Genomic DNA, 25,021 nt, shown 5'->3' with positions numbered 1-25,021 from the left:
CGACTCTCGCTTTCTGGTCCGGCTCAGACCGAACGGACCTGGTCGATGAGATCGAAAAGGGCATCGTCATCGGCGCCGTCGATGTTGTCGACGACCTCGCCCGCCGCGTCACCGCGCAGGGTGCGCACGAGGTCGTTGATCCGCACCAGCAGTTCGTCGACCCGCTCCGGCGCCAGCTCCACTCCGACACACCCCGCGGCCAGCGCGTCGAGTTGTCCGACGATCCGCGCTGCCGGGTCGTCCACGGGGGCGATCTCGGTGCGCAGGTAATCGGCCAGCGCGGCGGCATTGGGGTAGTCGAAGACGATCGTCGTGCGCAACTTCGCGCCGGTGGCCGCTTCGAGCCGGTTACGGAATTCCACGGCACCCAGCGAGTCGAAACCGAGGTCGGTGAACGCGGTCTCGGCGGGGACCGCCTCCGCGGACGCATGACCGAGTACGGCTGCCGCGTGCGACCGGATGACGCCGAGGACGATGCCCTCCTGTTCGGCCGGTTCGCGCCCGGTCAGGCTCGCCAGCAGCTTCGCCGACTCGTCGGAGCCGCCACCGGCCGCCCGGCGCGGGCCGCGAAGCAGCGACCGCAGCATCGCGGGCATCTCGTCGACGTCGCCGAGCGAGCCCAGTGCCGTGAGGTCGAGCCGTGCGGGCACCGCCAGCGGTCTACCGGTCGACAGGGCGCTGTCGAACAGGGCCATGCCGTCGTCGTCGGTGAGCGGGATCAGCCCTTCGCGGCGCATTCGCCGCAGGTCCCGCTCGGTCAGGTGACCGGTGATGCCCGTGCCGCGTTCCCACAGCCCCCAGGCCATCGCGGTGGCAGGCAGTCCGCGGTGGCTCCGGTGCTGGGCCAGCGCGTCGAGGAAACCGTTGGCCGCGGCGTAGTTCGCCTGGCCGGGGTTGCCGAGCAGACCCGCGATCGAGGAGTACAGGACGAACATCGACAGTGGGTGTGCCCGGGTCACCTCGTGCAGATACCAGGCAGCATCGGCCTTGGGGCGCGACACTGTCGCGATGTGCTTCGGGGTGTGCTCGGTGAACAGCGCGTCTTCGACGACGCCCGCGGTGTGCACCACTCCGGTCAGCGGGTGCGCGGCCGGTATGGCCGCGACCAGTGCCGTGAGCGCGGCACGGTCGCCGACATCGCAGGCGGCGATCTCGACCTGGGCGCCGAGTGCGGACAGTTCGGCCACGAGTTCGCCGGCACCGTCCGCGTCGGGTCCGCGACGGCTGGTCAGCAGCAGGTGGCGAACCCCGTGCGCGGTCACCAGGTGCCGGGCGGCCAGCGCGCCGAGGCCGCCGGTGCCGCCGGTCACCAGGACGGTGCCGTCTCGGTCGAGTGGGGGCGGCACGGTCAGCACGTACTTGCCGACGTGGCGCGCCTGGCTCAGCTGCCGAAACGCCTCTGGTGCCCGTCGCACATCCCAGCGGGTGACCGGAAGTGGTTTCAGAACACCGGATTCGAAGAGCGCGCGCAGCTCGGTCAGGATCTCGCGCAGCCGGTCGGGGCCTGCCTCCATCAGGATGAAGTTCTGGTATCGGACGCCCGGGTGGGTTCCCGCGATCTCGTCGGCGTCGCGCAGGTCGGTCAGGCCCATCTCGATGAACCGACCGCCGCGCGGGAGCAGATCCAGCGACGCGTCCACTTTGTCGCCGGCGAGTGAGTCGAGCACGACATCGACACCGCGTCCACCGGTGGCTTCGAGGAACTTCGTCTTGAACTCGGTGGTTCGCGTATTGCCGATTCGCTCGTCGTCGAAGCCGTTTGCGCGCAGCACATCCCACTTGCCGGGGCTGGCCGTGACGTAGAGGTCCAACCCGAGATGGCGGCCCAACTGGACCGCTGCCATACCGACACCACCGGTGGCGGCGTGGATCAGCAGCGACTCCCCCGCCCGCACCTGCGCCAGGTCGACCAGTGAGTAGTAGGCGGTCGCGAACACGATCGGCGCGGCCGCCGCATCCTCGAACGACCAGCCCGCCGGAATCTTGATGACCGTCCGCCGGTCGGCCACCACCGTGGCGCTCACCCCGGTGAAGATGCCCATCACCCGATCGCCGGGCGCGAAATCGACGACATCGGCGCCGACTTCGACGATCACGCCGGAACCTTCACCACCGATGGCGGTGTTCGGTATCGGGTACATCCCGAGCACGATCAGCACGTCACGGAAGTTGACACCCGCCGCCCGCACCGCGATCCGCACCTGTCCCGGTCCGAGCGGCTCCGCCTGCGGTCGCGCAGCCAGAATCATGTTGTCGCCGTGCAGCGTTCCGCGTCCGTGGTCGACCAACTGCCAGTCGTCGTCGCCGAGCAGCTCGGCGGACCCGACCGTGTCCGCACCGGCGCGCACCAGGCGCGGCGCGTGCGCTTCACCGTGCCGGATCGCCAGCTGTGGCTCGGTGGTGAGGGCGGCGCAACTGAGCACCGCCTCGCGGTAGTCGCTGCGACCATCGAGATCGAGCAGCGCGATGCGGCCGGGGTTCTCGTTCTGCGCGGTCCGCAGCAGACCCCACACTGCCGCGCCTGCCAGATCACCGACATCTTCGGCCCCGTGGGTCGCGACGGCGCCGCTGGTCACGAAAATCACCAGGGCCTTGGCGAATTGGTCGTCGGCGAGCACGTGCTGCACCACCGTCTGCACGGCGGTCACCTGCTCGCGCACAGCGGCCGGATCCACCGAACCGACGCTGGTTTCGGGAACACGCACGACGACGAGATCGCGATCAGCGCGTTCGCACCGCTCGACAGTTACGCCGTCGGCAGCGAAGTCCAGCTCGGACCATTCACCGTGTCCCGCAATGGGTCCGGGAGACGGAACGGTCACCCAGTTCACCTCGTAGAGTCCGCCGTCCGAGGAGGATGCCCGCTGACCCAACGCTGCCAGGGGAATCTCGCGCAGTGCCAGCGATTCCGCACTGGCCACCGGCCTACCCGCCGAATCGGTGAGTTCGAGGCCGATGCGGTCGGCGCCGACCGGGGTGAGCCGAACACGCAGCGACGACGCGCCGACGGCGTGCAGGCACACGCCTTCCCAGGCGAACGGCAGGCGGATCTTGCCGGATTCGGTCGGTCCGACCGTGCCGGTCGCGATCATCGCGTGCAGTGCGGCGTCGAGCAGTGCCGGGTGTAGACCGAATTCGGCAGCGTCGGCGGTGGCCGATTCGGGCAGCGCCACCTCGGCCAGTACGTCGTCGCCGTGGCGCCAGATCTGACCGAGACCGCGGAAGGCGGAGCCGTAGTCGTATCCGGCTGCCGCCATCGCGTCGTAAGGGTCGCCGACGGCCAGCGCGACCGCGCCCGCGGGAGGCCACGCGCCGCCGCCCGCTGTGGCACCCGCGATCTCGTCCGACGGTCGCACGGTGCCGGTGGCGTGTCCGATCCACGGCAGCTCCGGCGCGGAAGCTGTCTGTAGACGCGAGTACACCCCGATCGTCCGATGCCCCGATTCCTGTGCCGGTCCGACCAGGACCTGCAGTTCCACCGCACCGGTCTCGGGAATCACGAGCGGGGCTTCGAGCACGAGCTCGCCGACAACCGGGCACTGCACCGATTGACCCGCATGCCAGGCCAGTTCGATGAACGCGGTGCCGGGAAGCAGTACCGCGCCGCCGATCCGATGCCCGGCCAACCAGGGGTGCGAGTGCAGCGACAGCAGCCCGGTCAGCAACAATCCGCCGTCCTGAGCCAGGCCGATCTTCGCGCCGAGCAGCGGGTGATCGTCGGCGTCGAGTCCGGCGCCACGCACATTGCTGCCTTCGCTCACCTCGAGCCAGAACCGCTCACGCTGGAAGGCATAGGTAGGCAGGTCGATCGGGCGGGGGTCGGCGCCCTCGAAGAGGGCGGCCAGATCCAGCGCTGCCCCTTGGGAATACAGCGCCGACAGGCCCGCGACGAACGCAAGATCGCCCGCGATGCCGGGCCGCTGCAACGCGGCGGCGGTCATCACCGCGCCGTCGTCGACGATCTCGTGCACCATCGCCGTCAGCGCGGCCCCTGGCCCCATCTCGGCGAAGCAGTTCACCGCGCCCTGTTCGCGGGCCCACCGCACCGCGTCCAGGTAACGGACCGGTTCGCGCAGGTGACTCACCCAGTAATCCGGCGAGCACAGCTGCGCGGCCTCGGCCACTTTGCCGGTGAGCGCCGAGATCACCGGCACGGTCGGCGGGCGATAGGTGAGTCCCCGGCAGACTTCACCGAATTCCGCCAGCACCGCGTCCATCTGGGACGAATGGAACGCATGACTCACCCGCAACCGGGTGGTTCGCACGCCGTCGGCCGCCAGTTGCTCGGCGATGACGTTTACCGAATCCGCCGCACCCGAAACAACCACGGACGCGGGCCCGTTCACCGCGGCGATGCTGACATCATCGCGTCGGCGCACGAGTTCGGCCACGGTCTCGGCGTCCGCGGCGACCGCGATCATCGCCCCACCCGCGGGCGCGGACTGCATGAGTCGACCACGTGCGGCGACCAGGGTGCAGGCATCCGCGAGCGACCAGACCCCGGCCACATAGGCGGCGACGATCTCACCGATCGAGTGACCGAACACGAACGCCGGGCGCAATCCCCATGATTCGGCCAGGCGGTACATCGCCACCTCGGTGGCGAAGAGGGCGACCTGGGTGATCTCGGTCCGGTCGAGCGAGCCCGCGGTGTCCTGATCGTCGAAAACGACATCGCGCAGCGGTGTTTCGAGATGCTGGTCGAGCTCCGCGCAGATCTCGTCGAAGGCCGCGCGGTACACCGGATAGCCCTCGTACAACTCGCGCCCCATCCCCGCGCGCTGAGCGCCCTGGCCGGGGAACATCACCGCCGTGACCGCCGCGGTGACGGTGCCACGCACCACGTTCTGCGCCGATTGTCCGTACGCGAGTGCTCGCAGCCCGGCAGTCAGTTCCTCGGCGTCGTGGCCGACGATCACGGCGCGATGCTCGAACCGAGCACGGGTGCCCAGCAGTGCGGCTCCGACATCGACCGGGTCGACTGTCCCGAGGCCGTCGAGCAACGCGCTTGCCTGGGCGGCCACCGCGGCGGCGGAGCGCGCCGTGACGACCCACGGAATCACCGGCGGTGCCACGGTTTCGACAGCTCGCTGCACCTGCGGCGAGAATTCCCCTCGCTCGATGACAACGTGCGCGTTGGTGCCGCTGATGCCGAAAGACGACACCGCCGCGCGCGGCGGCTGCCCGGTCGCCGGCCACGCCTGTGCCTGGGTCACCAATCGGACCGAGCCCGACGACCAATCCACATGCGGCGTCGGCTCGTCGACATTCAGCGTCGGCGGCACCACCCCGTGCCGCATTGCCATCACCATCTTGATCAGCCCACCGACCCCGGCGGCGGCCTGCGTATGTCCCATGTTCGACTTGAGCGACCCGAGCAACAGCGGCTCCCCGCCCTCTCGCTCGGCACCGTAGGTGGCGAGCAAGGCCTCCGCCTCGATGGGATCGCCCAGCCGGGTCCCGGTCCCGTGCGCCTCGACGACATCCACCTCCGTGGTGGCCAATCCCGCGTCCGCCAGCGCCGATCGGATCACTCGCTGCTGGGACCGCCCGTTCGGCGCGGTCAGACCGTTGGACGCGCCGTCGGAGTTCACCGCGGTGCCACGCACCAGACCCAGGATCTTGTGCCCGAGGCGCCTGGCCTCGGAAACGCGTTCGAGCAGCAGCATTCCGACGCCCTCGCCCCACGCGGTGCCGTCGGCGCCCGCGGCGAAGGACTTGCACCGGCCGTCGGCCGCCAGCGCGCGCTGGGTGGAGAACGCGACGAACGCGGCCGGTGTCGACATCACGGTGACACCGCCGGCCAGCGCCATCGTCGACTCGCCGGAGCGCAACGATCGCACCGCCTGATGAATCGCGACCAGCGAGGACGAGCACGCCGTGTCCACGGTGACCGACGGGCCTTCCAGGCCCAGCACATACGACACCCGCCCCGAGGCGATGCTCGACGCCTGACCGGTCATCAGGAACTGATCGATCGTCTCGCGCACTCGATCGTCGATATCGCGCGAAGACGGACCTTCGGAGTCCGGCATCAAGCCGACGAACACGCCCGTCGCACTGCCGCGAACGGTCGTCGGGTCGATGCCCGCCCGCTCGAAGGCTTCCCAGGCGGTCTCCAGCACCAGACGCTGCTGCGAATCCATCGCCTGGGCCTCACGGGGGCTGATCCCGAAGAAGTTCGCGTCGAATTCGGTGGCGCCGTCTAGGAATCCGCCCGTTCGCACATACGACTTGCCCGGCACACCCGGCTCCGGATCGAACAGACCCTCGACGTCCCAGCCACGATCGGTCGGCCACTGCGACACCAGACTGCGCCCGTCGATCGCCGCCTGCCACAACTGCTCCGGCGAGGTCACCCCACCCGGGTAACGGCACGCCATGCCGACAATGGCGATCGGCTCGGTCGCCCGCGCTTCCACATCATCGAGGCGCGCGCGGGTGGTCTGCAGTTCCCGGATCGCCTTCTTCATGTAAGTGCGTAGTTCGTCTTCGCGAGCCATAGGGCAAACATCTCCTGCATCAGAGGTATCGACAGGGAAGCGAGCAGTGCGGCGGGATCGGGTATTCGCCCAGCGATCTACTCGACAACACTGACCGGCGCCACGCTACGACAGCTGGCAAGCGAATTCGCGGCGCGCCGAACCTCTTTGGGAAACGACCAATGGCTGCCGCGTCGTCCCTGACATTTTCCAAACGCATTGCCACCCGATGACCGCGATTCGTAAGGTCATGCGCCATGGCAAGGACTCCCGATCCGATACCGGATCAGCACGGCCGACGCTTCGTTATCACCGGGGCCAACGGCGGACTCGGCGAGGTGGTGACCCGCACGTTGGCTGCCCACGGCGCCACGGTGATCATGGCTTGCCGCGATCCGAAACGGGGGCGAGCTATCGCCGATCAGCTGGACGGCGATATCTCCGTGGCCGCCTTGGATCTCGCCGACCTGTCCGATGTGCGCCGATTCGCGCAAGAGTGTGGCGAATTCGATGTACTGATCAACAATGCCGGGCTGATGAATGTGCCGTTCGCCCGTACCGCCGACGGATTCGAAACACAATTCGGGGTCAATCATCTCGGGCACTTCGCGTTGACGGGCTTGCTGCTGGATCGGATCAAGGACCGCGTCATCTCGTTGTCGAGCATTTCCCACGGGTGGACCAACGCACTTCCGCTCGACGATCTGCGCTTCGAACACCGTCGATACAGCCGGCATGCGGCCTATCCGGAATCGAAACTGGCCACCCTGATGTTCGGCCGTGAACTGCATCGCAGGCTCCGCGAATCCGGGTCGACGCTGCGTTCCTACGCCGTGCACCCCGGTGTCGCGCCGACCGGGCTCGTCGCCAAGACACAGACGCCACTCGATTACGTCGCCGAGCCGTTCATCCGCCTGGTCGGCCAATCACGCACCGCCGCAGCGCGATCCATGCTGTATGCCGCCACCGCACCGGATGCGGACCCCGACATCTACTGGGGCCCGACCAAGCTGTTCAAGACCCGAGGACCGGTCGGCGCCTGCCCGTCTAGCGCGCTGTCGCAGGACCGGGCCCTGTGGCAACAGTTGTGGACGGTGTCCGAACGCGCCACCGGTGTCCACTTCCCCGCCTCGGCGGTGATCCATGAGAATTGACCTACGCACCCTGACCTGTGCCGTCATGGTCGGATTGCTCGCCGCCTCGGGCCCACCGTCGGCCGCCGGGGCGCCACCAGTGTATCCGGCACCTGACCCCGACCCCTTCTACGCCGCGCCCGCCGACATCGCGAGCACGGAACCCGGTGCCGTTCTCGCGGTGCGCGTTCAGGAGCCGCTGCCCTACTTCCCCACCGCCACAGTCACTTTGGTGAAGTTCCGGTCCAACGACTCGCAGGGCCGACCGATCGCCGCGACCACCACGATCCTCACCCCGAAGGATCATCGTCCCGGCGCGCCGCTGCTGTCCTATCAGCACATCATCAACGGCCTCGGCACCCAGTGCGCGGTCTCGCGCGCTCTCTACGCCTACGATCCCAATCTGCTCTATCGTGCTGTGCCGCTACTGAATACGATGCTGCTGCGCGGCTGGAGCATCGCCCTGCCGGACCATCTCGGCCCGAACGCCGCCTACGGCGCGGCCAAACTCGGCGGCCAGATCACCCTCGACGGCATTCGCGCCGCGACCAGAGTCCCCGAACTCGGCCTCGCCGACAGCCCCTCGGCCCTGCTCGGCTACTCCGGCGGTGGCATGGCCACCGGCTGGGCCGCCGCGCTCGCGCCCCGGTACGCGCCCGAACTGCGCCTGGTCGGCGCGGCGCAGGGCGGCGTGCCGATGAACATCACCACGATGGCGCGCACACTCGGTTTCGCCCCGCATCCCATGTTCGGGCTCGCGATGGCCGCCGCGCTCGGGCTCGAACGCGAGTACCCCGATCGTCTTCCGATCAGTGCGCAGCTCAACGACACCGGCTTGGCGGTGCGCGATGCCATGTCCAACGGTTGCACCGTCGAACTCATCGCCGCCGGTGCGATGCACAGCGCCTCCGATCTCGCCTCGACCGTGTCGCTGATCGACGACCCGCGGGCATGGGAAGTGGGCGACGCCAACAGCCTGGAGCTGTTCGAGCCCGTGCCCACGATGCCGATCTTCGAGTGGCACACCCCCATCGACCCGCTCATCCCCGTCGACGCCGTCGATCGCACGAACCAGCGTTACTGCCGGGCCGGGACCCCGGTGCTGTCCGAGCTCTATCCGAGCCCCGATCATCTGGCCACCGCGGTGATGGGTTTTCCGTCTGCCGTCGCCTGGCTCGATGCCCGCTTCCGCGGCGAGACCGCCCCGAGCAACTGCTGACTTCTCGAGAGATAGGGAATTACCATGCGCCGGATATTGACGGCCGCGCTGACGGCGCTGTTCTACAGCCTCACCGTCGTCATTTTCGCTCCCATGGCGACGCCGGAACCGCACTACCCCACACCCAATCCCGACCCCTTCTTCACCGCACCGGCCGATATCGGCGACTTCGCGCCCGGTGACGTGGTGCGGCAGCGCAAGTTCAACCTCGGCGCCTACCAGGGCACCGACATCTGGCACGTCGCCTTCCGCTCGACCAACTCCGCGGGCGACCCGATCATGGGGGTGACCACGGTCTTGATCCCCGCCGGTGTAGCGAACCCGCCGCTGGTGTCGTATCAGGCGCTGATCAACTCCCTCGGCACCAAGTGCAACCCGTCCACCTCGCTGATCAACGACGAGACCCCCGACGCGTTCGGTGCGGTGCTGCCGCTGGGGCGCGGTTGGGCGGTCGCCTTGCCCGACTACCTCGGCCCGAATGTCGCCTACGGCGCGGCCAAGCTCAGCGGCATGGTGACCCTCGACAGCGTGCGAGCGCTGCAGCGAGCGCCCGAACTCGGCCTCGGACAGTCCCCGATCGCACTCGCCGGGTACTCCGGTGGCGGACTGGCGACCGCGTGGGCCGCCGCCATGCAACCGACCTACGCACCGGAGTTGAAGCTCGCAGGCGTCGCCGCGGGCGGCATCCCGGCCGATCTCGAGCAGATGGCCCTCGGGATCGGCTTCGGCCACCATCCCGGTTTCGGCCTCGCCTGGGCGGCGGCCATGGGCCTGGAACGCGAATACCCCCAGCGTTTGCCCATTTCCGACCAGCTCAACGGCGAGGGTCTGTGGTTCCGCGACTTCACCGCCGACGAGTGCCGACGCTTTCTGCTGTTCCACGGTGTGGCCCGCAGCGCCGAACAGTTGGCGGCGACCAAATCCCTGATGGACAGCCCCGAAGCGCGGGCGGTGTTGCGCGAGAACAGTTTGCGCTATGACCCCGCGATCCCCGAGACCCCGATGTTGATCTGGCAGGGCGTCTTCGACGGGCTCACACCCTTCGACGCCGTCGAAGACGTGGCCACCCGCTATTGCGCGGCGGGCGCGCCGGTTACCTTCTCCCGCTATCAGATCGCCGAACACATGACGACCGCGGTGGCAGGTCTGCCCGAGGCCTGGAACTTCATCGAAGCGCGATTCCGCGGCGAACCCGCGCCGACTCGCTGTTGATCACAGCGCGCCGAGCAGGTCTTCCAGGTGGATGGGGACATGACGGAGGCGGACGCCGGTGGCGTGGTAGATAGCGTTGCCGACCGCGGCCGCCGACCCGACGATGCCGATCTCACCGATTCCCTTGCTGCCCATCGGGTTCAGATGCGGGTCGTGTTCGTCGATCCAGCTGACATCGATATCGCCGATATCGGCGTTGACGGGGATGTGGTAGCCGGCCAGGTCGTGGTTGACCACCGTGCCGAGGCGCGGATCGAATTCGCTCTGTTCGAGTAGCGCCATCGACAGACCCATGGTGACGGCGCCGACGAACTGCGAACGAGCCATGCGCGGATTGATGATGCGACCCACGCCGAAGACACTGACCACGCGCGGAACCCGAATCTCGGCGGTGTCGGTGTTCACGCGGACCTCGACGAAGTGGGCACCGTAAGCGTGGGTCGAAAAGTTCTCCCGCTCAGGGTATTCGGGGGCTTGCACGGTGACCTCGGCACCGTCGGCGGGTTCCTGCCCGAATCGGTCACGGAAGGCCCGCGCGGCCGCCACCACCGCCGAGCCCCACGACGCCATGCCGGTCGAACCGCCCGCGACCGTCGCCTCGGGGAGATCGGAATCGCCGATGCGCAGCTCGATGCGGTCCGGGTCGACACCGAGCGCGTCGGCGGCGATCTGGCCGAGCGAGGTCCAGGTGCCGGTGCCGATATCCACCGCGTCGATGGCGACTTCGTAGCGGTCGCCGGTGCGGCGCACGCGGGCGCTGTTGCCCGCGGCGGTGTCGGCCGGGTAGGTGGCCGCCGCGACCCCGGATCCGATCAGCCATCGCCCCTCGCGCCGCGACTTCGGTGCCGGGTCGCGCTCGGCCCAGCCGAAGCGCTGTGCTCCGGTACGCAAGCACTCCGCCAGCCCATGCGTGGAGAAAGGGTGCCCCGATTCCGGGTCGACCTCGGGTTCGTTGTGGATGCGCAAGGCGATCGGGTCCATGCCGAGGGCGACCGCGAGTTCGTCCATCGCCGTCTCCGCCGCGAACATCCCAGGACAGTGCCCTGGCGCCCGCATCCACGACGCGACGGGGACATCCAGCGTCGCGAAACGGTGCGAGGTCGATCGGGTGGCCGCCGCGTACATCACGCGGCTGACCACAGCGGTCGGTTCGGCGAATTCCTTCACCGTGGAGGCCTGGGCGATCGCCGCGTGGGCGATCGCGGTCAGGGTGCCGTCGGGATGCGCGCCGAGCCGGACCCGCTGGATGGTCGGGGTCCGGTAACCGGCGAGGGAGAACAGCTGCTGCCTGGTCAGCGGCAGTTTCACCGGTCGTCCGCCGGACAGTTTCGCCGCCATCGCCGCGACCACGATATTGGCGTGTGGCTCGCCCTTCGACCCGAAGCCGCCGCCGACGAAGGGCGCGATCACCCGCACCTGTTCGGGCGCCAAACCGAACAGCGGCGCGATCTCGGCGCGCACGACGTGCGGGCCCTGGGTGGAGTCGTACAGCACCAGGGTGTCGTCGGTCCAGTGCGCGACGGTGGCGTGCGGTTCCATCGGATTGTTGTGGACCATCGCGGTCGTATAGGTCTGGTCGATCGTGACCGGGGCGATGGCCATGGCCGCGTCCACGTCACCGATCGACGTGTCGGTGGGAAAGCCGCCGCTCACCTCCTCGGGGGCGTGGAGGTTCTCGCTGTCGGCGTCGAGCGTGACGTCGGCGGGCCGCTCGTCATAGGTCACGCGCACCTGCGCGGCGGCTTCACAGGCCACCTCCGGGCTCGTCGCGACGACCGCGCCGATCACTTGCCCGCGGAACGCGATCTCGTCGTTCTGCAGGATGAACAGTTCGTTGTTGTCGTCGACGGCCAGCCGGGCGGCATTGTGGTGGGTGAGCACGGCGACGACACCGTCGATCCGCTCGGCCACGGAGGTGTCGATCTCGCGGATGCGGCCTCGGCTGATCGTCGACTGGATCACGAAGCCGTACACAGGATCCGGTTGCGGATGCTCCATCGCGTAGGGCGCGACACCGCGGAGTTTGGCCGGTCCGTCGATGCGGGTGGGTGAGGTGCCGATCGCCGGTGAGTTCACGGTGCCTCGCTCAGCTCGCGCAGGGTCGCGACGAGGATGTTGCGCGCCAAGGCGATCTTGAATCCGTTCTGACGCTGTGGGCGTGCGTCGGCGAGTTCGGCATTCGCCGCGGCAGTGAAATTGTCCTCGGTGGGAGCCCGCCCGCGTAGTTCGGCCTCGGCAGTGTGCGCTCGCCATGGTTTGGCCGCGACACCGCCGAACGCGATCCGTACATCCCGCACGACTCCGTCGGCGATGTCGACGGCGGCCGCCACCGAGACCAGCGCGAAGGCGAACGACGCACGATCGCGGACCTTGCGGTAGGTGGAGGTGGTAGCCCAATCGAGCGCGGGCAGGTCGACGGCTGTGATCAGGTCCCCGTGTTCGAGGACGGTGTCACGTTCGGGTTCGTCGCCGGGCAACCGGTACAGGTCGACCAGCGGAATTTCGCGCTCGCCGTCCGCACCGAGCACCCGCACGATCGCTCCCAACCCGACCATCGCCACCGCCATATCGGAGGGATGGGTGGCGATGCACCGACTGGACGCGCCGAGGATGGCCTGGTCGCGATCGAACCCGCCGATCGCCGAGCATCCGCTGCCCGGCTCGCGCTTGTTGCACGGCACGGTCGAGTCCTGGAAGTAGGGACATCTGGTGCGCTGCAACAGGTTTCCGCCCGTGGTGGCGAGGCTGCGCAGTTGGGCGGACGCTCCCGCCACGAGGGCGGCCGAGAGCATCGGATAGCGCGCCCGGATCACCGGATGCGCGGCGAGGTCGGCATTGCGCACCGCCGCACCGATGCGTACGCCACCGTCGGGCAGGTCGGTCACCTGATCGAACGGCAGTCTGCTGACATCCACCAGCTTGCCGGGCGCGATGATCCCCAGTTTGAGGTGATCGACGAGATTGGTTCCCGCGCCGAGGAATACGGCGTCGGGCTCGGCGAGAACCGCGGCGACCGCCTGCCCCGCGTCGGTGGCGCGTTCGTAGGCGAACTCCCTCATCGGGCGACCTCCTGAATCGCCGCGACGATGTTCGGATACGCCCCGCAGCGACACAGATTGCCGCTCATCCGTTCCCGGATCTCGTCGGCGCTCAACCCGTTCTCGGCCGTCGGATCCGCGCTCACCTGGCTCGGAGCGCCCGCCTTCACCTCGTCGAGCATGCCGACCGCCGAACAGATCTGGCCCGGCGTGCAGTATCCGCACTGGAAGCCGTCGTGTTCGAGGAAGGCCCGCTGGACCGGATGCAGGTCGTCGCCGTCGGCGAGTCCGTCGGCGGTGACGATCGTGGCTCCGTCGTGGGCGACGGCCAGCGCGAGGCACAACGTCGCCCTCCGTCCGTCCAACAGGACCGTGCACGACCCGCATTGCCCGCGATCGCAGCCCTTCTTCGGGCTGGTGACGCCCAGTTGTTCGCGCAGGACATCCAACAGGGTGGTGCGGGTGTCGACGTCGACCACCCGCGTCCGCCCATCGACGGTCACACTGATTCGCGCACGCATCGAACGGCCTCTCTTCGTGGGACAGGCGACTCCACACAGACAACCGCAGCCGACCCTTTCGGGCCCGCTACCAGCACTTACGCAACTGCTGCGCGCACGCGCACGTCGGCCACGCTACCAACCCCGACACCTGACCGCCGGACGCCGCGACCACATCCGCCGTGGTTTCGCCGGACATCGTGACGACGGTCAACGAGGTGTAGTCAGTCCGGGATCCCCGACTATCGCAAAATACAGCTCGCACGGGCAGGGCTTCTTGCCGCACCGATGAGTTTCGAGGGGTGAAGGCGTCGTACTGGTAGAAGACATCGGATCAGAGATCCGCGCGCCCGGGACCGAGAGGAATGAGTTATGAGGATCGCTACGTCGAAGGATGGCACGGAACTCGCGTATGACGTTTCCGGCGACGGACCTGTACTGGTGTACATCACCGGCGCGACGTGTTTCCGGAGGTTCCGGCCGATTGTCGCCGATGTGGGGGTGTTCGCCACGAGGTTCACCGTCTACAGCTATGACCGGCGCGGGCGTGGGGACAGCGGGAACGAGCTGCCGTATGCGATCGAGCGGGAAGTCGACGATATCGAGGCCGTTGTGGATGCCGCCGGCGGGCGCGCGATTCTGTACGGGCATTCGTCGGGTGCCGCGCTGGCACTCGAAGCGGCGGTACGGATGCCGGACAAGATCGACAGGGTCGTGGTCTACGACGCGCCCTATGTGCACGACGAGGCCGAACGGGCGTCCTATGCCGAGTTGGGCGAGACGGTACGCGCACTTCTCGGCGAGGCGAAGAACGCGCGAGCGCTGAAGGCATTCCTGCGTGGGATCGGGATGCCGGGTGCGTTCGTGGCGCTGCTACCGCTGTTTCCCGGGTGGAAGACGATGAAGGCACTCGCTCCCACGCTGATGTACGACATCGCCATCACCGAGGTCCTTCCCCCGGTGGAGCGTTTCGAGAACATCCGGGTGCCGGTGAATGTCGTTGTCGGAGAGAAGAACCCGCCCGGCATGCAGCAGGTGGCGCGAGAGTTGGCCGCGGCGATTCCCCAGGCGACGCATCGGGTGCTCGCCGGGCAGGACCATATGGTCAGCGCCGAGGCGTTGCTCCCGCTACTGACGAATTCCGTCGCGAACGATTGAACCGCGCTTACGTCGTCGTCCACGACGTCGGGGGGATGGTTCGGAGGGACTGCTGGAGCCCAAGCGTGGGCGCGGCGGCGATGGCTTCGGTGCGGCTGGCGTAGACCGGTAGCCACTGGGTGAGGCCGGCGGCGATGATGATCCGGTTGATGACCGACGGCCCGGGAATGACCACGCTCGTGCGCAGCTTGCTCTGTTGGGCGCGGGTAGCCATCTCGAGGATCGCCCGGCACGACATGAAGGTCACATCCCTGATGTCGATCACCAGATGGCCCGACTCCCCCTCCGCTGCGATGGCATCGTCGAGAATCACGCGCCACTGGAGCAGGTTGCACGCGTCGATCTCGCCGTGCACGTGCAGCACGGTCGCCGTGTGATGGAGGGTGACCTCCGCGCGCAGTCCCGAGTCGGATTCCTCGAACCTGATCGTATTGTCGCCATGACTGGAATGGGTGTTCACGAGTGCTCGATCCCTCGACACCAGCAGGGGTGCACAATGCCCGGCCGATCCTGGTAGCTCAAAATCGGCTGGTGTTTCCATTTGAGCACGCCGAGTCGGTGCTGTCAGCGATTGTGATGGATCTGATGCGCCCGGGTCGCGGTCAGCGACATCCTTCGAGCGTGGCATCGGCGAGTTCGCTGATGACATCGGCAATCTCGCGTCTTCGGTGCAACGCCGCCAGTTGTCGGCGCGCGCCGTTTCCGCGCTCGCCGAGTCTCGCGACCGTCTCGGCGACGAACGTATGGTCGCCACAACGGCGCAGTGCCGGCGCGATGTCGTCGATGAGCTCGGCGAGTAGTTCGCGATGGGGAACGACGCGACCCGCGACGAGGTCGAGGCCGTCGCCGTCCAGACCCGAGCGCGCGGCGTTCCAATAGGCGGCGCGCAATATTTCGCCGGACACCGCGGGAGCGGGGATATGCTGAGCGATCGCATCGAGCGCGGTGCTGACGATTCCTCGAATGAGCGCGGCCAGCAGGGCGGATTCCTCCGCGGTCGCCGGAACATCGCTGACCCGGATTTCGACGGTCGGGAAGCTCTCCGACGGGCGGACATCCCAATACACCATCTTGTTGTCCAGAATGCTGCCGCTGGCCCGCATCATCGCGACGATCGATTCGTATTCACGCAGCGAGGTGAAATACGGCGGCGGACCCGCACTGGGCCATCGACGCCACAGAATGCTGCGCCAACTCGCGTAACCGGTTTCGCTGCCACGGTAGATCGCCGAATTCGCGGTCAATGCCAGCAGGATCGGCAGCCGCGGGCGGACATAATTGCTGACCAGCACCGCTGTATCGCGGTCGGGGACAGCCACGTGCACGTGGCACCCACACAGTCCCTGCTCGTGGGCAAGCATGCCGAAGGAGTGGGCGATGCGCTGGTAGCGCGGCGTATCGGTGACCGGATACCCCTCGACCAAGGTCGGCGGTACCCCGACCGCCAGCAGGCGGGTTCCGTGCTCGGCCGCGCATTCGGCCACCCGGCGCCGCGAGGTCCGCAATTCCGCCAGCAGGGCGCCGATATCGGAATGCACCGCGCTGCTCGTCTCGACCTGACAGCTCGTCAGCTCCAACTGCAGATCGATCCCCGCCCTTTTCGCGGTAGCGGCGACCTGGGTGTTCTTCGCCACGGGCGCCCCGGACTCGGGGTCGGTGAGCAGAAACTCTTCTTCGACGCCGACCGTCGGAACATGCATGGACACTTCCATCACCTCCAGCAACTGCGGAGCGAGCGCGGGTCATCGGCCCGTGCAGGACCGATGACCCGGGCGGCGTGTAGCAGGTCAGTCGCGGAAAGCGTCCTTGACCTTCTCGCCTGCGTCCTTGAGGTTCGACTTCGCCTGCTCGCCGCGACCCTCGTTCTCGAGTTCGCGGTCGTCGGTGGCGCGACCGGTGGCTTCCTTGGCCTTGCCTGACAGCTCTTCGGCCTTGTTCTTCGCCTTGTCAGCGATACCCATGGTATTCCTTTCAGGCTGTTTCTCGGCCAACTGGTGACCGTGGGCCGTCCTGGGGACCCATCAACGGCCTACCCGGGTCTGCCAGGTGCAAACAGGCGCGCCATCCAGGGTGAATAATCAGAGCATGACCGAACGGGACGACGAATCCATGGCAGAGCGCGCTCTCGTCGAGCGCGTGATCGGAGTCGGCGACTCGTTGACGGTCGGCCGTTTCCGGTTTCGATCCACAGACCGGCAATGGGAATGGTCCGACGAGGTCGCGAAGATGCACGGGTACCTGCCCGGCACCGTGCCGACGACCGAGATGCTGGTCTCGCACAAGCATCCCGACGACCGGGATCGGGTCGCCGCGATGATCACCTCGGTCGAGGACAGCGGCGTGTTCTCCAGCCATCACCGCATCATCGATACGCAGGGGCGGGTGCGTGATGTGCTGGTCGTGTCGGAGCCGCTCGCCGACACGGACGGGACGGTGATCGGCACCGAGGGCTATTACATCGACCTGTCCGATACCGCGGCCGAATACCGGCGCGAGGCACTCGACACCACCCTGCCGGGACTGCTCGAGGCGCGCGTGGTGATCGAGCAGGCCAAAGGCGCATTGATGCTCGCCTACGGTGTCAATGCCGACCAGGCGTTCCGGGTGCTTCGGTGGCGTTCGCAGGAGACCAATGTGAAACTGCGCGCGATCGCCGAACACGTGGTGGCCGAGTTGCCGACCGTGGCCAGCGACGAGGTGCGGCTGCGAACCCGGCTCGACCACGTGCTGCTGACCGCGCACGAAGGCGCCCAGGTAGACACCCTCGGCTAGCGATCGCCGGGGTCGCCTCCGACGACCACCAGGTCAGCGAAAGACCGGCGGCGGCACGGAGTCGGGGCCGGGCGGGGCAGGCGGAGCGGGCGCCGGCTCACCGGGGCCGGGCGGAGTCGGCGGGGCGGGCACCGGATCAGGACCGGGCGGTACCGGCGGAGGGGGTACCGGAGCCGGGCCGGGCGGCGGGACGGGCGGCGCGGGCACGGGGTCGCCGGGACCCGGCGGGAACGGGTCGGGTGCGGGACCCGGCGGCGCGGGCTCCGGGGGTGCGGGCACCGGGCTCGGCTCGGTGAGCTCGATCGCGAACATCATCGCCTCCTGTCATCAGTGCACGCGGGCGCGCGAATCGAGCGCCCGCGAAGGCCGCGACGCAGGTCGAGCGTGCACACCGCGATGACGTCGTTGGCATCGTGATGGGACGCTCGACCTGCCCCGAGGTACTCCGGTGTCGACACCGTCGAACGAAACGCGTGGTTCGGCCGGTTCTTCGGCGCCCGTTCTACATTCGGCCGATTGCCACAGGGTGGGAATGCCCGCGTGCCAGCACCCGAAACGTCGGCACGGTTCAGGACTCGCCTTCGATGCGCGCCCACGCGCGATGCTCACCCAGGTCGGTGAGCAGTCCGCTCGCAGCCGCCCCGGGATCGGCGACAGTGATTCCCGGGGCATCGGAGTCGATGTCGTTGCGCTGCAGCGCCGATACCGCGGTACCGACCGCCGCGATCGCCTTGCCGTGCCGCCACATCTCCTCGACCAGCAGGTTCACCCTCGGGTCCTCCGGTGCGGCCAGCAGCAACGCACCGTCGAATTCGACCGACCGCATCGTGGCGAAGGTCCGTGCCACCGGTACGCCGTCGATCACCCCGCCGCGTGCCGCCACGACCATCGGCCTGACCTTGGCCTCTTCCAAGGCGGTCGAGACCTCCTGCACCGCGTCGGCCGACGTGGCGTCGTCGACCAGTACGGCCACCGTCCGCCCGTCCACCGGGAAACTGCCGTGCCGCTGCGACAACGCGGGACTCGGTGCGAGCTCGGTGAGTTCGCTGTTCGGGGCCGGCTTGTCGAGCCCGAGTTGCCCGGCGACATAGTCGGCCAGCCCGTCGTCGACATTGACCAGCATCTGCAGAGCACGCTTCTGGATCGCCTCGGACAGGCACTTGCCGAGTTCGAACGAGAACGCGTCGGCCAGATTCCGCTGTTCGCCCTCGGTCAGGCTGCGATAGAACATCCGCGGCTGCGAGTAATGGTCGGCGAACGATACCGTGCCCGCGCTATTGGCGGAGGTCCGCAATTTCGCGGTCGGCGGCGGAATGGGCGTCGGCGATTCGACATAGGCGTCGTCGGCGAAACTCGCCGCGTAGGGGCAACCACCGCCCAGCGAATTGGGTTTGTAGGCAGCGACTCCGGCGTGCACGGCGCCCTGGTGCATGCCGTCACGGGAGAGGTCGTTGACATCGGTGTGCGGTGTGTTGATCGGCAGCTGTGTGAAGTTCGGTCCGCCGAGGCGACTGATCTGGGTGTCGAGGTAGGAGAACAACCTGCCCTGCAGCAGCGGGTCGTCGGTGACTTCGATGCCCGGAACCAAGTGCGTCGGGCAGAAGGCGACCTGCTCGGTTTCGGCGAAGAAGTTCTCCGGATTCGCCGTGAGCCGCAGGGTGCCGATCGTCTGCACCGGCGCGAGTTCTTCGGGGACGAGCTTGGTCGGGTCGAGCAGATCGATGCCCTCGAAGAGGTGATCGGGCGTATCGGGGAACACCTGCACGCCGAAATCCCACTCCGGTGCCATGCCCGCCGCGATCGTGTCGGCCAGATCCCGGCGATGGAAATCGGGGTCGAACCCGGCCGTCAGCTGGCATTCCTCCCACAGCATCGAGTGCACGCCCAGGCGCGGCTTCCAGTGGAATTTCACCAGGCTCGTCGTGCCGTCCTCGGCGACCAGCCGGAAGGTGTGGATGCCGAATCCCTCCATCATCCGCAACGAGCGCGGCAGCGCCCGATCGGACATATTCCAGAAGGTGTGCGCGGTCGCCTCGGTGTGCAGGGTGACGAAGTCCCAGAAGGTGTCGTGGGCGGATTGCGCCTGCGGGATCTCGCGGTCCGGCTCCGGTTTCCCGGCGTGGATCACATCGGGGAATTTGATCGCTTCCTGGATGAAGAACACTGGGATGTTGTTGCCGACCAGGTCGTAGACCCCTTCGTCGGTGTAGAACTTCACCGCGAAGCCACGGGTGTCACGCACCGTGTCGGCCGACCCGCGTGAGCCGAGCACCGTGGAGAACCGGACGAAGACCGGTGTGCGCGCGTCGGCGGCCAGGAACTTCGCCCGCGTCAGCGACGCGGCGGCGCCGTTGGCCACGAAAACCCCGTGGGCGGCGGTGCCGCGGGCGTGCACGACCCGCTCGGGGATGCGCTCGTGATCGAAATGGGTGATCTTCTCCCGCAGATGGAAGTCCTGCAGCAGCGTCGGGCCCCGCGGACCCGCCTTGAGCGCGTGATCGGTGTCGGCCACGCCCGCGCCCTGCGGGGTGGTGAGCCGAGGGCCCTGCTGGGCGCGCACGGTCGCCTCGCCGGGAATCGGGGCGCCGGTGGGGCTGCGCAGTGCGGGGCCCTCCTGGTCGGGGGCCGGGCCCGCCTGCTCGCACGGTGTCCCCGGGTCCTCGTCCGGTGGGGTGGGCGGGTGGGTGAATTCGGACGGAACATCGTGGTCGGTCATGTTTTTTCGTCGTCCCTTCGTCACACTCGCGGAATTCGGAGAATCGGGCTGGCGCCGTCCCCGATGGACTACCGCGTTCTGCGCGCGGCAAACAGCGATTCGGCCTCGGCGGGTGACGATCCGAAATGGGCGTGAGGCGTGACCTGATGGTTACGGGGTAACCTCCGACCAAACGGTCGGTGATGAGGGAGGTGGCGTGCGAGCTCGAGATCGCGACACCGCTCCCCGCTCGAGAACTGTCGGATTCCAGGTGCCCGCCGAGCTGGACCAGCTGAGCATGGTGCACGCACTCGCCGAGACCGTCCTGCTCGTGGGTGGTTTCGCACTCGACGAGGTCACCGATCTGCTCCTGGCACTCGACGAGGTCGCCACCGCGTTGATGCTGGTCGCGATGCCGGATTCCCAGCTCGACTGCTCGTTCACCGGCGGCGACGGCGCCCTCGGTGCCCGGGTGAGCGCACTGGCACGAGAGCCCGACGCCCTCGACGAACAATCTTTCGGCTGGCACGTAGTCGCGACGCTCACCGACGCGCTGCGCACCGATTACGCCGGCTTCGATCCGGCCCGCGGCGGCTACCCGACCACCGTCGAATTCGGCTGGATCCGACGATTGCACGGATCTACCGAGTCGTGACCATCGGGCGCTAGCCTCATAGGTAGGGCATAGCCCCGGGTCCCGGTGGGTACCCCATGAACACATCTGCAACCGCCTGGAAGTGAGGCAAGTAGCGATGACATGGGAATCAACTGCAGCAGCCGATCGTCCGACCGCCCGGCGATCACATTCGCACGGTGACAGCTACGACAACATCGAACCGTGGTTCGAGAAGCTGCGGGCGCTGCCCGACGGCGATGAACACCACGACGCGCTGCGCGGGCAGGTCATCGAACTGTGTCTGCCGCTCGCCGACCACATCGCGCGCAAGTTCAACGGCCGCGGCGAGCAGTTCGACGACCTCGAGCAGACCGCCCGGGTAGGGCTGGTGCTGGCCGTCGATCGCTACGACGTCACCCGCGGCTCCTCCTTCCTGTCGTTCGCGATCCCGACGATCATGGGCGAGGTGCGCAGGCACTTCCGTGATCGCACGTGGGCGGTGCGCGTGCCGCGTCGGCTCAAGGAAATTCAGCTCAGGATCGGACCCGCCACCGAGGAGTTGTCGCAGCGACTCGGCAGGCTGCCCAACGCGCGCGAACTCGCCGACGAACTCGACGTCGACCTGGTCGAGGTCACCCGCACGCTGGTTGCGGGCAACGGCTATCAGACCAACTCCATCGACGGTGTCACCCACGACGGTCGCGACAATTCCTCGCAGCCGATCACCGACACTCTCGGCTCGGAGGAGCCGTGCTATCAGCTCACCGAGGACGCGATGGCCGTCCGCCCGTTGATCGCCGCGCTCCCTGCCGAGGAGCGGCGGGTGCTGATCATGCGCTTCTACGAGGCCAAGACACAGGGCCAGATCGCCGAGGAGCTCGGCGTCTCCCAGATGCAGGTCTCCCGGATCCTGTCACGAACCTTGGCGTTGCTGCGGGAGCAGGCACTCGCCGAGCCGACGCCGACGCGGTGACAGCGACGTCGGCACGTGCCAGAATTGTTGCAGGTTGAGACCTCCAGCCGACCCTGGTTCTCGTGTGCCGCTCCCCGCAAGTCGGCCGGTTCCGCCTCGGCGGGCGCGAGCCGGATATTCCTGTCGCACAGGAGGTTCTATGTCTGTCGTCATGGATCGTCGGCATCCGAGCCGGCTGCGCTGGTATCGCGGGTGCTCCGCGGCTGCCGCGGCGGAGTTGGCCCTGCGCGATCCGGGACGACCCGGCTGCTGGGTGCTGCAGGGCGGTATCGAACTCGACGCGGCGCGGATGCCCCGATTCTGTGCGTTGCTCGACCGCTCGGTGCGTTCCGGCGCGCGCGTGGTCGTCCTCGATCTGCGCGATACCGAGTTCCTGAGCCTGCGGGTGGCCGCGCTGCTCGGCGTCGCCAAAGCCGATGCGTGGACACGGGGGGTCGATCTCCGCCTGCTCACCGGAAGCCGTGAGGTGGAGCGGGCACTCGGCCTGGTCGGCGTGCGGCCGCTGTTTCGGTACTACCTGTCCATCGACGAGGCGTCGGGACCGGAATCCGGCTACTGAGGGCTGTTTCACCCCACCGATTCCTGGGTATGCGCACGGAGAAGCCACTCCAGCGCAGTTCGGGAGGAGGACATCGTGGATTCGAGCGACAGGATCATCGCCGATTCGATACATGCGACATCGATCCAAATTCAGATCGACGCCGACCTCGGTCAGGTTGTCATGCTCCGGGCCGTCGCTGAAACCGTCGCCCTGATAGCGGGTTTCACCGTCGACGAGGTGGCAGATACGCGAGTAGCGCTCGACGAGGCCGCCACGTGCCTGATCCTCGGTGCGGTGCCCGATTCCCAACTCAACTGCGACGTGGTCGCCGACGGGTTCCGGATTCGGATCGAGGTAGACGCGGTGTGCGGGGACACCGACCCGATCGACACGGCGGGGTTCGGCTGGCATGTGATGCACTCGATCACCGACCACCTCACCGCCGATCACAACGCCTACGACCGGGCACAGGGCGGTTACCCCGTCGCCATCGCCTTCACGCAGGTGCGGCGGGTGCACTGAGCGGCTCGCGCAGGGAACCGCGGTCCTCGTTCCAGCACTTCAGGACGTGATCGGCGAAGCGGTCTTCGAGCAGGTTCGTCGCCTGGATGCCGAAGACGATCGAGGCGGCCGAATCCGGTTCCGCGGCCAGCAGCCCGGCGATCACATCGCGCCGCATCACCTGCTCGTGCACGGCATCGGCCTCTACGTGCTCGGCGTAGAAGTGCGCGCACGCGGGATGCGGGAGCAGCGTGCGGGCCAGCTCGGCGAGGCGCCGCGAGGCGGGTGACGACGTGATCTCGGCGGTGGCGAAATGCCCGATCAGTGCGCCGCGCAGCCCCCGATGCAGACCGAACAGCGACATCATGTCCACCAGTGCGAGCATCGGCGCAGGCACCGTGTCGAGGTAGTGCAGGTAGCCCGGCTCGAGGCCGGCGCCCGAGAGCAGGTCAGCGAACAGTTGCGCGTGGACGCGTTCGCCACGACCGCCGCCGAACTCATCGAATTCCACCGCCACCAGTGACGCTTTCACCTGTCCGCGCAGACGCGGGATCACCCAGGCGTATGGGTCGGCCTCGATGTGGTGGTAGATCGAGCGGTGGACGAAGTACTCGCGCAACTGGTCGGCGCTCCCCCGCTCGGCGAGGAATCCGGCGATGCCGTCGGTGTCGCTGGTCGGTTCGAGCAGACGGTCGAGTTCCGCGTCGACATCGTCGCCACCGGGGACATCGGCATGCAGTGCCGTCAGCAGGGTGTTCTCCAGGTCGCGGCGCAAGCGCAGGAGGTCGGGATCCCATTCCCAGCTCTCGTCGACACCGGCGAATCCCTGATAGTGCAGTTCGTAGCAGGTGTGCAGAGTCAGCAGAAGATCTTCGCCGTAGGGGTCGAGTCCGGCAGCATCAGGAACCGCCGAACCTGGTGTGCGCGTGAGCAATCCGACCACCGCGGCGGACAGCTCGCCGCGCGGACGCGGGAGGGATCGGCCGGGCATCATTCGGCGCTCCTCGGATGACGTCGGCGCCGATGGCTGGTATCGCACAGCGGGTAGGTGCTCGACCGACGACACAGACACAGCGCCACCACGAAACGGTCGCAGTGCAGCACGGCGCCGTCGGCGGTGACCAGATCGACCGGTCCGTCGATGAGTGCGGGTCCTTCGTCGGTGAGCACGACGCGCCGCGGTTCAGGCGGAGTCGGAGACAACAGGGGACGAGCTTCGGTCGACACGGATCACCACCAGTTCCTCATCGCGCTGGCCATGGGCGATGAGGCCCTTCGCGGCCAACCATTTAGCACGCGACCGCATGACCGGCCCGAACGGCACCGTTCCCGTCGCCACGATCTTTGCGCTGGCACCCAGCTCGCGGAGCTGGTCCAAGCTGCGCCCCGGATCGCTGATCGCCGAATGCACGATCAACCCGACGCCGCGTTCGGTGAGCAGGTCCGGCAGCATCGCGCACAGCCGGTCGAGCACGCTCCTGCCGTCCGGGCCCGCGTCCCACGCCAGGGCCGCACCGCGACCGCCCGCCCGCTCGGCGGGAACATAGGGCGGGTTCGCGACCACCACGTCGAAGCGCGGCAGCCGAAGCGCGGACGCGAAATCGCCGTGCAGCAACTCCACAGCCACCCCACGCAACCGACAGTTCATCCACGTCGACATCAGCGCCGACCGGGACAGGTCGACCGCGGTCAGACTGCCCGCACCCGCCGCCGCGGCCGCCACCGTCAACGCGCCGGTACCAGCACACACGTCGAGCACCCGACCGCCGCGCAGCGACGGCACTTCATTCAGCGCACGGGCCAGCATCCAGGTGTCGGCCTGCGGGCGGTAGACGCGCGGCGCGCGGATGACCACCACCTCAGTGACCCCGCGGTTCACCCAGGGCGAGACCCTCTTGCGCCTTCACCCGCCGATGTTCGGCGACCACGAGCCCGATTCCCAGCAACAGGCACACCGCACAGGCCACGCCCGCGATCACGGCCCAGCCCGCGAAGCCGTAGCCGGCGGCGGTGAGCGTGAGACCGAGCAGTACCAATCCGATCGCGGCAAGAATCAATCCGGGCCAGTTCCTCGCGTCCCTGATCGACTCCCCCGCGTGTGAGCGAGTGGTCCGAGCGTCATCGGGGAACTGCTTCTCCGTCTGGTTCATGCGCGTGCTCCTTTCGAGGACGACACCGCCC

At 67.9% G+C, this 25,021-nt stretch carries 22 protein-coding genes; 9 read left to right on the top strand and 13 right to left on the bottom strand.

From position 1 onward, the window contains the following. Positions 1-23: 23 nt before the first annotated feature. Positions 24-6,503, bottom strand: a complete 6,480-nt coding sequence (locus tag IBJ82_RS32375) for a type I polyketide synthase (protein WP_194829774.1) — start codon at positions 6,501-6,503, stop codon at positions 24-26. Between the two features lie 236 nt (positions 6,504-6,739). Between IBJ82_RS32375 and IBJ82_RS32370 the strand changes: the two genes are divergently transcribed. From IBJ82_RS32370 to IBJ82_RS32360, 3 genes are read left to right on the top strand one after another with little or no spacing between them, the layout of a single operon-like run. Continuing rightward, the gene (locus tag IBJ82_RS32370) at positions 6,740-7,636 is read left to right on the top strand and encodes an oxidoreductase (RefSeq protein ID WP_194829773.1); all 897 of its coding nucleotides are present in this window, start codon (positions 6,740-6,742) and stop codon (positions 7,634-7,636) included. Beyond that, positions 7,626-8,834 (top strand): lipase family protein, encoded by a 1,209-nt coding sequence (locus IBJ82_RS32365; protein ID WP_194829772.1) that lies wholly within the window; start codon positions 7,626-7,628, stop codon positions 8,832-8,834. Before IBJ82_RS32370 ends, IBJ82_RS32365 begins: the two co-directional genes overlap by 11 nt. 24 nt (positions 8,835-8,858) lie before the next feature. Continuing rightward, entirely contained in the window at positions 8,859-10,046 is a 1,188-nt protein-coding gene (locus IBJ82_RS32360) for a lipase family protein (RefSeq protein WP_194829771.1), read from the top strand. Here the strand turns inward: IBJ82_RS32360 and IBJ82_RS32355 are convergent, their stop codons facing one another. The 3 genes from IBJ82_RS32355 to IBJ82_RS32345 are packed head-to-tail and all read right to left on the bottom strand — an operon-like array spanning position 10,047 to position 13,605. Further along, a complete protein-coding gene (locus tag IBJ82_RS32355) occupies positions 10,047-12,122 on the bottom strand; it encodes a xanthine dehydrogenase family protein molybdopterin-binding subunit (RefSeq protein ID WP_370585579.1) in 2,076 nt (691 codons plus the stop codon). Continuing rightward, the gene (locus IBJ82_RS32350; protein ID WP_194829770.1) at positions 12,119-13,105 is read right to left on the bottom strand and encodes a xanthine dehydrogenase family protein subunit M; all 987 of its coding nucleotides are present in this window, start codon (positions 13,103-13,105) and stop codon (positions 12,119-12,121) included. Before IBJ82_RS32350 ends, IBJ82_RS32355 begins: the two co-directional genes overlap by 4 nt. Continuing rightward, positions 13,102-13,605 (bottom strand): 2Fe-2S iron-sulfur cluster-binding protein, encoded by a 504-nt coding sequence (locus IBJ82_RS32345; protein WP_194829769.1) that lies wholly within the window; start codon positions 13,603-13,605, stop codon positions 13,102-13,104. Before IBJ82_RS32345 ends, IBJ82_RS32350 begins: the two co-directional genes overlap by 4 nt. 351 nt (positions 13,606-13,956) lie before the next feature. On the opposite strand from IBJ82_RS32345, the gene IBJ82_RS32340 reads away from it, so the two are divergent. Further along, positions 13,957-14,742 (top strand): alpha/beta fold hydrolase, encoded by a 786-nt coding sequence (locus IBJ82_RS32340; RefSeq protein ID WP_194829768.1) that lies wholly within the window; start codon positions 13,957-13,959, stop codon positions 14,740-14,742. A gap of 7 nt (positions 14,743-14,749) precedes the next feature. On the opposite strand, the gene IBJ82_RS32335 is transcribed toward IBJ82_RS32340, so the two are convergent. From IBJ82_RS32335 to IBJ82_RS32325, 3 genes are all read right to left on the bottom strand, one after another. Next, a complete protein-coding gene (locus IBJ82_RS32335) occupies positions 14,750-15,283 on the bottom strand; it encodes an STAS domain-containing protein (RefSeq protein WP_194829767.1) in 534 nt (177 codons plus the stop codon). Positions 15,284-15,344: 61 nt separating this feature from the next. After that, a complete protein-coding gene (locus tag IBJ82_RS32330) occupies positions 15,345-16,442 on the bottom strand; it encodes a glutamate--cysteine ligase (protein WP_194829793.1) in 1,098 nt (365 codons plus the stop codon). A gap of 87 nt (positions 16,443-16,529) precedes the next feature. Continuing rightward, positions 16,530-16,703: a CsbD family protein gene (locus IBJ82_RS32325; RefSeq protein WP_194829766.1), complete on the bottom strand. Its 174-nt coding sequence runs from the start codon at positions 16,701-16,703 to the stop codon at positions 16,530-16,532. Between the two features lie 124 nt (positions 16,704-16,827). On the opposite strand from IBJ82_RS32325, the gene IBJ82_RS32320 reads away from it, so the two are divergent. Continuing rightward, positions 16,828-17,514, top strand: a complete 687-nt coding sequence (locus tag IBJ82_RS32320; RefSeq protein ID WP_194829765.1) for a PAS and ANTAR domain-containing protein — start codon at positions 16,828-16,830, stop codon at positions 17,512-17,514. 33 nt (positions 17,515-17,547) lie between these two features. On the opposite strand, the gene IBJ82_RS32315 is transcribed toward IBJ82_RS32320, so the two are convergent. Both IBJ82_RS32315 and IBJ82_RS32310 read right to left on the bottom strand, forming a co-directional pair. Next, positions 17,548-17,826: a hypothetical protein gene (locus IBJ82_RS32315; RefSeq protein ID WP_194829764.1), complete on the bottom strand. Its 279-nt coding sequence runs from the start codon at positions 17,824-17,826 to the stop codon at positions 17,548-17,550. Between the two features lie 256 nt (positions 17,827-18,082). Further along, positions 18,083-20,230, bottom strand: coding sequence for a catalase (locus tag IBJ82_RS32310; protein WP_194829763.1), 2,148 nt, complete (start codon positions 20,228-20,230; stop codon positions 18,083-18,085). Positions 20,231-20,426: 196 nt separating this feature from the next. Between IBJ82_RS32310 and IBJ82_RS32305 the strand changes: the two genes are divergently transcribed. From IBJ82_RS32305 to IBJ82_RS32290, 4 genes are all read left to right on the top strand, one after another. Next, the gene (locus IBJ82_RS32305) at positions 20,427-20,864 is read left to right on the top strand and encodes an anti-sigma factor (RefSeq protein WP_194829762.1); all 438 of its coding nucleotides are present in this window, start codon (positions 20,427-20,429) and stop codon (positions 20,862-20,864) included. A gap of 97 nt (positions 20,865-20,961) precedes the next feature. Beyond that, positions 20,962-21,798 carry an RNA polymerase sigma factor SigF gene (locus IBJ82_RS32300; protein ID WP_194829761.1) on the top strand — a complete coding sequence of 279 codons (837 nt, stop codon included), beginning with the start codon at positions 20,962-20,964 and terminating at the stop codon, positions 21,796-21,798. Positions 21,799-21,937: 139 nt separating this feature from the next. Beyond that, positions 21,938-22,357, top strand: coding sequence for an STAS domain-containing protein (locus IBJ82_RS32295; RefSeq protein ID WP_194829760.1), 420 nt, complete (start codon positions 21,938-21,940; stop codon positions 22,355-22,357). A gap of 75 nt (positions 22,358-22,432) precedes the next feature. Continuing rightward, positions 22,433-22,861, top strand: a complete 429-nt coding sequence (locus tag IBJ82_RS32290) for an anti-sigma factor (protein WP_194829759.1) — start codon at positions 22,433-22,435, stop codon at positions 22,859-22,861. Here IBJ82_RS32290 and IBJ82_RS32285 read toward each other — a convergent pair. From IBJ82_RS32285 to IBJ82_RS32270, 4 genes are read right to left on the bottom strand one after another with little or no spacing between them, the layout of a single operon-like run. Beyond that, positions 22,836-23,831, bottom strand: coding sequence for an iron-containing redox enzyme family protein (locus IBJ82_RS32285; RefSeq protein WP_370585578.1), 996 nt, complete (start codon positions 23,829-23,831; stop codon positions 22,836-22,838). The two genes, IBJ82_RS32290 and IBJ82_RS32285, sit on opposite strands and share 26 nt — an antisense overlap. Then, positions 23,831-24,010, bottom strand: a complete 180-nt coding sequence (locus IBJ82_RS32280) for a CDGSH iron-sulfur domain-containing protein (RefSeq protein WP_194829757.1) — start codon at positions 24,008-24,010, stop codon at positions 23,831-23,833. The genes IBJ82_RS32285 and IBJ82_RS32280 overlap by 1 nt, the downstream gene beginning before the upstream one ends. Before the next feature lie 13 nt (positions 24,011-24,023). Further along, positions 24,024-24,719, bottom strand: coding sequence for a HemK2/MTQ2 family protein methyltransferase (locus IBJ82_RS32275; protein WP_370585577.1), 696 nt, complete (start codon positions 24,717-24,719; stop codon positions 24,024-24,026). Beyond that, positions 24,700-24,990, bottom strand: coding sequence for a hypothetical protein (locus tag IBJ82_RS32270; RefSeq protein ID WP_056823027.1), 291 nt, complete (start codon positions 24,988-24,990; stop codon positions 24,700-24,702). The genes IBJ82_RS32275 and IBJ82_RS32270 overlap by 20 nt, the downstream gene beginning before the upstream one ends. Positions 24,991-25,021: the final 31 nt, after the last annotated feature.

It is taken from the genome of Nocardia sp. XZ_19_231, from assembly GCF_015355705.1.
In the GTDB taxonomy this organism is placed as follows: Bacteria; Actinomycetota; Actinomycetes; order Mycobacteriales; family Mycobacteriaceae; genus Nocardia; species Nocardia salmonicida.
Note: the sequence above shows the minus strand (reverse complement) of the source record. Positions and strands in the feature narration are given on the sequence as shown.